The organism is Herbiconiux sp., from assembly GCF_023264855.1.
In the GTDB taxonomy this organism is placed as follows: domain Bacteria; phylum Actinomycetota; class Actinomycetes; order Actinomycetales; family Microbacteriaceae; genus Herbiconiux.
Window position 1 is genome coordinate 1 of the sequence record NZ_JAHFUW010000097.1, and the last position, 8,377, is coordinate 8,377.

An 8,377-nucleotide genomic window follows, 5' to 3' on the forward strand; every position below is an offset into this window, starting at 1 on the left:
ATGCACGGTCGCGAGCAGGCCGAGGCTCTCCGCAGCGCTGAAGAAGTCGGTGCCATCGGCGGTGTCGAGCCATCCGTCGTCGGTGTCGCCGAGGTAGTGGGTGAAGCCCCGGGCGCCGGTGCGCGCGATCTCGTCGGCGAGCCGAGCCGCCGCTCCCGGCCGGTGGTAGCCCGCCGACCAGCGCGAATCGATGTCGGCGACCATCCGGAGCTGATCGCGGTGATCGTGCACCGCCTCAGCGACGTCATCGTTGTTGCGCAGGTTCTGGGTGCGCGCATCCTCGCCCCCGATGGCGGCCGCAACGACGAGTGCGCGGTCGACCCCGTTGGCGGCCAGCTCGTCCAGAAGAGCGGATGCCGTGGCGGCACCCGGGGGAGGAGTCGAGGGGTACGGCCAGCGGTGCCAGAGATGGCAGTGGGCGTCGACGATCATCCGAGGCCCACCGATGCCGGGTCGATGCCCACGCCCGGGCCGGTGGAGGCCCGCGGGTAGTCGACCGCTCCGCCCAGGCCGATCAGCACCTCGGTGAGAGTGGTGCCTCCGAGCGACGACAGCAGTGCCACCGCCCACGGGTGCATCGCGGCGCCGTGCGGGGCGAACGTCACCCCGCGCGCCCCCGCGAGTTCGGCCACCGCGCGAGCCGTGCCGAGGCCGCCGCACCAGGTGACGTCGACCTGGATGACGTCGGCGCAGTCCGCCTGCAGGAACCGCTGCGCCTCGGTCAGGCCGAACAGGTGCTCTCCGCCGGCGACCGCCACGGGCTGGCTGCGTCGAAGTTCTGCGTAGCCGGCGAGGTCGTCGGGCAGCAGGGGCTCTTCGATCCAGCCGAGGTGATGCCCGCTCGCCTCTCGCAGGAACGCGGTGGCGTAGTCGAGATCCCACGACATGAAGCAGTCGACCGAGAGGGGCACGTGGGCGGGCACCCGGTCGCGCGTCTCGTCGAGGCGGGCGAGGTTGGCGAGGAGGCCCTCGCGGCCGGCCGCCGGGCCGTAGGCCATGGGCACCTTGACGGTCGCGCTGGTCGCGATCAGATCCGGATCGACCTCGTCGAGCAGCTGGGGCTCGGGGCAGGTCAGGTAGTGGCGCAGGGGGCGATCGCTCCCGCCGAGCAGGTGGGCCAGGGAGACGCCGGATGCTCGCGCGGCGAGATCCCAGAGCGCGAGCTCGCAGGCCGAGAGCGCCATCGATGAGATCCCGCCGGCGGCGTAGGGGAGGGCAGCCAGGTGCAGTTGATCGACGCGCGTCTCGAGGTCGAGGGCATCCCGGCCGAGCAGCAGCCCGCGGAAGTGCCCCTCGATCAGTGCGGCGGTCACCACGCCGCCGCGGCTCTGTCCCACGCCGAAAACCTCGGGGTCGTCGGTCTCGATCAGCACCCACACCAGGCCACTGCCCGGCCCGCGCCAGCTGCTGCGGCGTTCGGCGAACTCCGGGTAGCGCGAGAGCGGGGTCGACACGCGGCTCTCGTCGAGCCAGGTGCCGGAGGAGAAGGGCGCCACGGCGACGGTGACGTTGCGGATCTGCACAGGTTCCTCGGTTCCGACTTCTTCGTGGGGCTGCACGGCGATGCTAGCCTAAAGCCGCCGCAAAGTTCAACATGCCAGACTTGCGTGCAGCATGCTGGATCTTTTTCTGCAGATCGGGAGTTCGAATGAGTCACCGCAGCCTCACGCGAGTCGGGTTGGAAACGTCGTTGAAGCCGTTCCCATCCTGGAGCGAAGCCGACCTCGAGTCGACCGCCGCCACGATGTTCGACCAGTGGCGCGATCTCGTCGGCGCGGCCGAGTCCGCGGCGGTTCTGCTCTGGATCGCCGACGGCAGCGAGATCCTGCAGTGGGACCTCGACCTCGACCGCGAGGTCACCTGGGCGAGCTCGGTGGGCTTCTCCAACACCGAGTACGACCCCTACTCGCACACGGTCACGCCTGACAACACGGCCCAGCCCTTTCGGGAGCACGTGCCGCCCCTCCGGTACCGCGACATCCGGCGTCTGGTGGCGGCGATCCGCCGGGTGGGCGAGCGGATGCTCGGGGTGCCCGTGACGGTGGGGGCCACGTTCGACCCGGGGCCCGAGTTCGCGACTTCGCGTTTCAAGTACGAGGAGCATCCGGAGATCGTGGCCGGCGACGACGAGCAGCGTCTCGGCAAGCTGATCAGGATGATCCGCGCCAACTCCGTGCTGCACGCCGACGAGCGCGCGTTCGCCGGCTACCCCGATGGCGTTCCCGACGGCACGGTGTTCGGGGAGTTCCTCGGCAGGCAGGCGGCGTCGTATCTCGCGGAGATGGGCTTCGACTACCTCTGGCTCTCCAATGGCTTCGGCTTCAGTGCCTACTCGTGGACGCCGCTGGGTGAGACGTACAACGGCGACGAGTTCCTCGCCGACAGGGTGGCGGGTGTCTCGGCGACCCTGCTGGAGTTCTGGAGCGCCTTCTTGCGGGAGTGCCCGTTCCCGGTCGAGGTGCGGGGCACGAACTTCTCGACCGGTATCGACCTGGGTGGTGATGCCGTGCCCACGCGGGAGATCTACGCGGCCGGGGCGTTCCGCAACCCGCCGCCGAACTCGCCCTGGGGGCCTTTGAACGAGGACTTCGGTATCGAGATGTCGGGGTATCTCTCGCGCATCGCCGAGGTGCCCTCCGACGGGTTCCTCTTCCGCTTCTATGTGAACGACCCGTGGTTCTGGCAGAACCCGTGGTGGGACTTCTACAACCGCGAACCGTTCGACATCTACCTGCCGCTGAGTGTCTCGCGGCTCGACGACCGCGGTGCCGTGCGCACGGCATCCGATGTGCAGTTCCTCTCGATCGACACCGAGCGCGGCGAACTCGACCCGCGCGCGGGCCGGGAGGTGAGCGGGCACGTTCTGCGTGCCCTCGAGTCGGCGCCGGATGAGGCGGGGCCGGTGGTGTGGGTCTACCCCTTCGACGAGTACGCCGACGACGCCCTCGCCGACCCGGAGTCGGTGCGGCATCCGTATTTCGAGGACTGGTACCTCACGGCCGCGATCAACGCCGGCACACCGGTGAACACGGTGGCGTCGACGCGGTCGCTCTCGGCTGCCGTGGCGGCGGGGTCGCTCGACGGCCGCATCCTCGTCGTGCCGACGAGGGCGCTGCGCGGCACGGTGCTCGACCTGCTGGAGACGCTGACCGCACGCGGCGCGAGCGTGCTGGCCTACGGCCCGGCCGATCGCGCCGATGAGCGAGGCCGCCGCCTGCTCGGACTGGTCCTCGGCGACGGGATCGAGGGTGACCTGAAGCTCGAGACAGCTCTCGACGCCGACACGATCGCCTCCGCCTCCACGCCGGTGCGCCGCCTGCTCCGGCACTCATCGACCCTGTCGGGAGGAGCCGTCCGCGAGATCGCGGCACCGGATGCGACGGTGCTCGCGTCGGTGCGCTCGGGTTCCGAGGTGCGCGCCTACGCCACTCGGCAGGGACCCTGGGCGTGGGCGCGCGGGTCGTCGACCTTCGATCGCGCGCCGATGGACGACCACGGCTTTCGTCACTCCCGCCCGCTCGACCCGCGCGAGTTCGAGGAGGCGGGAGCCGTGCTCGGCCGCGTGCTCGGCGAGCTGGGTGTGTCGTGCCGCTTCACCCGCCGCGATGCGACCTCGCGTGTGGCAGTCCAATCGCTGCACCAGAACGCCAACGCCACCTGGCTGAACGGCTACCTGGCCGACACCACCACCCGCGCGCGCTACCGCCTCCCGCTCGGCGCCCCCGTCTTCACAGGCCTCGAGGCCTGGTACGCCTACGGCCACACCGAGTACTCCTTCGGCAAAACCCTGCACGCGGAGGCGCGCGTCTTCGTGCAGCAACAAGATGCTGCCACGCTCACCTGCCGCGAGCTCTCGCCCTACCCCTACTCGATGACCCGAACCCTGAAGGCGACCGGTTTCACGGATGCGCGAGTCACGGTCACCGTCCCCCGAGACGCGGCGCGCGTCATCCTCGTCCGAGACGACCAGGCCGCCCTCAACCTCATCGGCGACGTGGTCGCCTCCCGCGACGTCACCGCCGAGGTCGCCGACGGCCGCCTCGCCCTCGAACACGTCACCGGCTCGATCATCGTGAGCTGGTCAGAGCGCAGATAGCTGGCCGGGTGGCGCGGACCAGACCCCATAAAAAAGGCCCCCCGACCGGCTCAGGCAATCAGTGAATGCCAAGCCCCCGAGGGGAACTGTTGATAGATGCTATCGCGCTTCTTGATTCGAGGAGACGGAGATCGGGCACCCGGATTTCACGCTCGAGAGCCCACGCTCATAGCCGGCCGAGTCGGGCTGCAGCGCGCAGATAAGCGTCAAGACCTTGTCTTCGCCCGACGGCAACAGCCTCGATCGCGACGGCCTGGACCTCGTTCGGAGTGAACCGGTACACGAGCCGGAACCGCGGCTTGTCTGACCCATCGGGATCGAAGTAGAGCTTGAAGCAGTCCCCGAGATCACCAGTCGACACGCGATCGTCCAACGCAATGCCGCGGACATTTCCGTTCCGAACGTGCAGAAGCATATTCACCGCCATCTGACGGGTAGCCACATCGGGCAGAGCATCTATGTCGTCCTGAAAGCCCGGTAAGGCCGTCAGGGCGAGAGCGCGCGTCACTACTCGAAGTCAGCGGGGTTCAGTCCGACCCGCTCGGCGATGCCCGAGAGCGGAACCGCCGGCCCCGCAGCAGCCCGCTCGCGCACAACCGCTGCGATCTCGAGGTCCTCAATCGCCGGGAGCAATTGGGCGTACAGCTCGAACGGAATCACAACAGCCTCGGGCTTCCGGTGAGAACCGAAAATCACCGGGGTCGCAGAAGCCTGCTCAGCACGGAACCTCTTGAGAACCGCCGGCAGCTTCTCACGGAGCTCACCACTCGGCATCACAACGGGCATCACATCTGAAATGGACATGCCTCAAGCATATGTGAACCACTCATAAACATGTACATTTTTACGCCCATAAATGCCACCAGTTACGCAAGATGTGTCAAGCGCGTATGGGAAGTGCCGACGATGCTGAAGGGCGGGCTCTCAGCAGGCATGTCGAGAGTTCAGGAGGACTCCAATATTGACCCAAGCGATCGATGCGCGGATAGATAGGCTCGGTTCGTGAGTCGGTTCAAGCGCGGTAAGAAGGCGGCCACGACCGGCAGTTCGTTGGATGACGACACTCTCCGAGCGATCGCAGAACGAAGCGATCTGAGGTGCACAGACCATGGCGACCGCGGCGTCGAAGGGCGGCTGGGATCTGCAGCGCGTGGCGGAAGCCGCGTCCGGCACCGGCTGGGTCGTCATCGCAGAGCCGCGGGGCGTCATCCTCACCCCGGACACGGTGATTTCGGCCCGCACGTTCTTCGAACGGCTCGCAACGACTGTTCCCGGAGGCGACTACGACGACTGGGAAGCCAGCGTTTGACTGCCTGCGACGCATGTCAGTGCGGGTGAGTTCGAGGTCGTGTGATTCGCGGCCCCATCAGCCTAGTCAATCGGCCGGACTCCGTGGTAAAAGTACAGGTGTAGCGCACACGGAAGAGCCGCAGTCGACCGGGGGAGTGATCCGATGAGTTTCTCTATTGATGTGTACCGAGCGATCAATGACACAGCCTTCCGCATGCGCGGGCAAAAGAACGCAAATCGGGAACTCCGCGGCCGAATCGCTGAGGCGTGCGCGAACTTCCCTGGCGGCGGTCTTGAGACGATGCGTTTTGAGCAGGGAAAAGGGGAGTACTACCCGGTTGTGTTTGCCGCCTCGTCAGGCTTTCTGGGCCTTAGTGATTCGAATAGATGCGTCTTGGGGGTGTCCATGTCGGGGATTGGGACGTCGAACTTCAAATGCAGCTTCGAGGATCTGCTCATCGGCTACTCGGATTTCAACTGGCACACAATCGAGAATGTTCTCCACCGTGCGCTCCAGGGCGACCCGATGTCATTCGATGAGTGGACGGAACAAAAGGGGCAAGCGGGAACCAAGATCGTCAACTATGGAGACGACAACACCATCGGCGGTCGGGACGCGACGCGATGGTAGCCCAGTCGATATCGGTCCACGGCAACGGCAACAACGTTGCCGGACGCGACGTGAACATAGCCTCCACGACGTTCTCAATCGAGCAGGTCCCGGAGGCATTCCGTCGTGAATTCTTGTCCCTGCAGGAGTACGTCAAGTCGTCGGATTCCGTGAAATCCAAGCGCGACCGAGTCCGGAAGTTCGCGCAGGACATGACGGTTTCAGGATTCGGAGCTGCTGCCGGCGCGACCCTCACTTACCTCCTTGCTCTGATCTGAGGTACGTGAACGATCGGAGTTGGCCCGCGCACGTCGACAGACGGGGTGTCGGGGCCAACCTCGACCGACGTGGTCTGGGCGGACGCGTGACTTGCGCGGCAACACCGGCCTCGAGCGCGGTGCGAATGCGTTCTGGCTGGGCGAGGCCCTGGTACGGGTCCGTGACACTACGGCGCGGGCGGTCTCGGCTGGTTTCGCATCGACCAGGTGCCGGCCAAGAGTGTTGTGTAAAGAGCTGTCCAGGATCTACTCGCATTCGGGCTTGAGCCCTTGCTTCTCGCGCTAGTTGTACTGCCTATGTTCAAGGTTGCATCTACCACGCTTGCAAACAGGCGATGCTCGACGAGGAATTGTTCCCGGCGATCAATGCTGGACGATTTCTCACAAGGCGGCAGATTCTCGCTTCCTTGCCAGCGTCACTCCTGCAGCGTATTCACGACCAAGATGGCGTCTTGAGCGACATCTGTCGATAGCATTGGCTTCTGTTCGATCAAAGGAGAGCCGATATGGGTGCCCAACGAGGTGTCACTCTTGACTAAAGGCCCTAGTCTCACCGAGCAGGACGTGCTTGACGCAATTGGGGGATTGCACGCCGAGTTTCTTGGTATTGGATCATTTGGCGAAACCTGGAGTATCGCGGGCCTTGAGGGAGTCCCCGATCCGAGCGCAGCGAAGATCCTCCATGAGGGTTCCTTCAACCCTCGTCGCCTGAAGCGGGAAACTGACGCGCTGGAGCGCCTGGACTCTGCGGGCATCGTCGACCTCTACGAGGTCAGAGTCGTCACGCTCGGAGGCATCGATCGCACTGTATTGATTTGCGAGCTCATTCCCGGAATGGACGTGGAAGACAAACTAGCGATCGATGGTCGACCCAACTATGCACATGTGCGCAAGTTCGCCATGGGGCTGCTAATTGCCGTTCGAGACATGCACGATGCGGACACTTGGCATCGCGACATAAAGCCAGCAAACATTCTCCTTCGAGACGGACGATGGAAGAGTCCGGTACTAATCGACTTCGGACTATCACGTGCTGTCACTGACGCAACGATGACTGCCTACCCGCAGCGAGTCGGAACGCTTCGCTACATGGCGCCAGAAGCTCTGCGCGGGGAACCGGCGCGGAAGCTTGCGGATCTTTGGTCATGCGGAGTGATCCTCTACGAACTAATCGCCGGTACTCATCCATTCATATCGAGCTTTGTGGGCTTGGCTCCAGACGACGTGGTAGACGAGGTCGTCGGAGATCCACGCCCACTGCCTGGTGATGTGCCAGACGATCTGCGAGAGCTTGTTTTGAGGTTGCTCTCCCAGTCACCGCACCTCCGCGGAAGCGCCAGACGTGCCATCGAGACATTGAAAAGTGGGGCCGCTCGTGACTGAATCCATTGATGAGCCGACTACCTACGCGGGGCCAAGTCTGAAGAAGATCCTTAAGGGTGATACCCCAGTTATCTTGGTGCACAAGAGTGTCCAAGGTGCCCAGCGAATCGGCGAAGTCTTCGAGCAAATACCGCTGCTTCACGGGAAGTCGCTCGGCTTGGGCACAATTATCCGTCTACCCTCTATGTCCTCCGAAAAGGCGAGGGAGTACTTGAGTAAGCATGACTCCGTGCCAATTCGCTTTGCCGATCCGGAGCTGCACATTCATCCGCAAAGTGGGTGGCAAGATGCTCCTCCAAACCTCTCTCACTCGGCCCAAAATTGGACATACCTTTCAGCACCACCCTCCAAGCCGAGTGCGCTGTGGGTAGATGAGGTGCTGAAGATCCAAGTTGACCATGGAGCATCAGCCCTACTCACGGCCAGTGGTTGGGTTAGCGAGGTAAATGCTCAGAAGTCCCTCGATCTGGCGATGCAGTTCGTCAGCATGAGCCGTGACCGCGCTCCGGCAGCACCACTTTTCGTCAATCTGGCCATGGACTCTCGTTGGTTGACCGAACCTGGTCTTCGAGAGATCCTTCTGGGGGAAATTGTTGAGAGCGGTCAAGTCCCGTGGAGTGGTGTAACGAACATTCTTCGAGAATGAGCTTGGCTACGCAGTCAACGTGAGGGGTAGTTCCACAGCCACCTCCTCAGCAACGTTGTCCGTGATGAGGCGAA

At 64.3% G+C, this 8,377-nt stretch carries 10 protein-coding genes; 6 read left to right on the forward strand and 4 right to left on the reverse strand.

What is annotated here, in order from left to right; all coding sequences use genetic code 11:
• Together Q0D75_RS20935 and Q0D75_RS20940 are read right to left on the reverse strand one after the other, a co-directional pair.
• On the reverse strand, positions 1-432 hold a 432-nt coding region (locus Q0D75_RS20935), incomplete at its 3' end, for an amidohydrolase family protein (RefSeq protein WP_291057821.1).
• Positions 429-1,559: an enolase C-terminal domain-like protein gene (locus tag Q0D75_RS20940; protein ID WP_291057823.1), complete on the reverse strand. Its 1,131-nt coding sequence runs from the start codon at positions 1,557-1,559 to the stop codon at positions 429-431. The genes Q0D75_RS20940 and Q0D75_RS20935, both read right to left, overlap by 4 nt.
• 131 nt (positions 1,560-1,690) lie before the next feature.
• Between Q0D75_RS20940 and Q0D75_RS20945 the strand changes: the two genes are divergently transcribed.
• Positions 1,691-4,096, forward strand: coding sequence for a hypothetical protein (locus Q0D75_RS20945; protein WP_291057825.1), 2,406 nt, complete (start codon positions 1,691-1,693; stop codon positions 4,094-4,096).
• A 166-nt stretch (positions 4,097-4,262) separates the two neighbouring features.
• On the opposite strand, the gene Q0D75_RS20950 is transcribed toward Q0D75_RS20945, so the two are convergent.
• Both Q0D75_RS20950 and Q0D75_RS20955 read right to left on the reverse strand, forming a co-directional pair.
• Positions 4,263-4,604 (reverse strand): hypothetical protein, encoded by a 342-nt coding sequence (locus tag Q0D75_RS20950; RefSeq protein WP_291057827.1) that lies wholly within the window; start codon positions 4,602-4,604, stop codon positions 4,263-4,265.
• The gene (locus Q0D75_RS20955) at positions 4,604-4,900 is read right to left on the reverse strand and encodes a hypothetical protein (protein WP_291057829.1); all 297 of its coding nucleotides are present in this window, start codon (positions 4,898-4,900) and stop codon (positions 4,604-4,606) included. The genes Q0D75_RS20950 and Q0D75_RS20955 overlap by 1 nt, the downstream gene beginning before the upstream one ends.
• A 304-nt stretch (positions 4,901-5,204) precedes the next feature.
• Here Q0D75_RS20955 and Q0D75_RS20960 point away from each other — a divergent pair, with 304 nt between their 5' ends.
• The 5 genes from Q0D75_RS20960 to Q0D75_RS20980 all read left to right on the forward strand — a co-directional run bounded on the left by Q0D75_RS20960 (position 5,205) and on the right by Q0D75_RS20980 (position 8,303).
• Positions 5,205-5,405: a hypothetical protein gene (locus tag Q0D75_RS20960; protein WP_291057831.1), complete on the forward strand. Its 201-nt coding sequence runs from the start codon at positions 5,205-5,207 to the stop codon at positions 5,403-5,405.
• Between the two features lie 144 nt (positions 5,406-5,549).
• Complete coding sequence (locus Q0D75_RS20965) at positions 5,550-6,017, forward strand: hypothetical protein (protein WP_291057832.1); 468 nt, start codon at positions 5,550-5,552, stop codon at positions 6,015-6,017.
• Complete coding sequence (locus Q0D75_RS20970) at positions 6,011-6,274, forward strand: hypothetical protein (RefSeq protein ID WP_291057833.1); 264 nt, start codon at positions 6,011-6,013, stop codon at positions 6,272-6,274. The genes Q0D75_RS20965 and Q0D75_RS20970 overlap by 7 nt, the downstream gene beginning before the upstream one ends.
• Before the next feature lie 510 nt (positions 6,275-6,784).
• Positions 6,785-7,657 carry a serine/threonine-protein kinase gene (locus tag Q0D75_RS20975; protein WP_291057834.1) on the forward strand — a complete coding sequence of 291 codons (873 nt, stop codon included), beginning with the start codon at positions 6,785-6,787 and terminating at the stop codon, positions 7,655-7,657.
• On the forward strand, positions 7,650-8,303 hold the full coding sequence (locus Q0D75_RS20980; RefSeq protein ID WP_291057836.1) for a hypothetical protein: 654 nt from the start codon (positions 7,650-7,652) through the stop codon (positions 8,301-8,303). The genes Q0D75_RS20975 and Q0D75_RS20980 overlap by 8 nt, the downstream gene beginning before the upstream one ends.
• Positions 8,304-8,377: the final 74 nt, after the last annotated feature.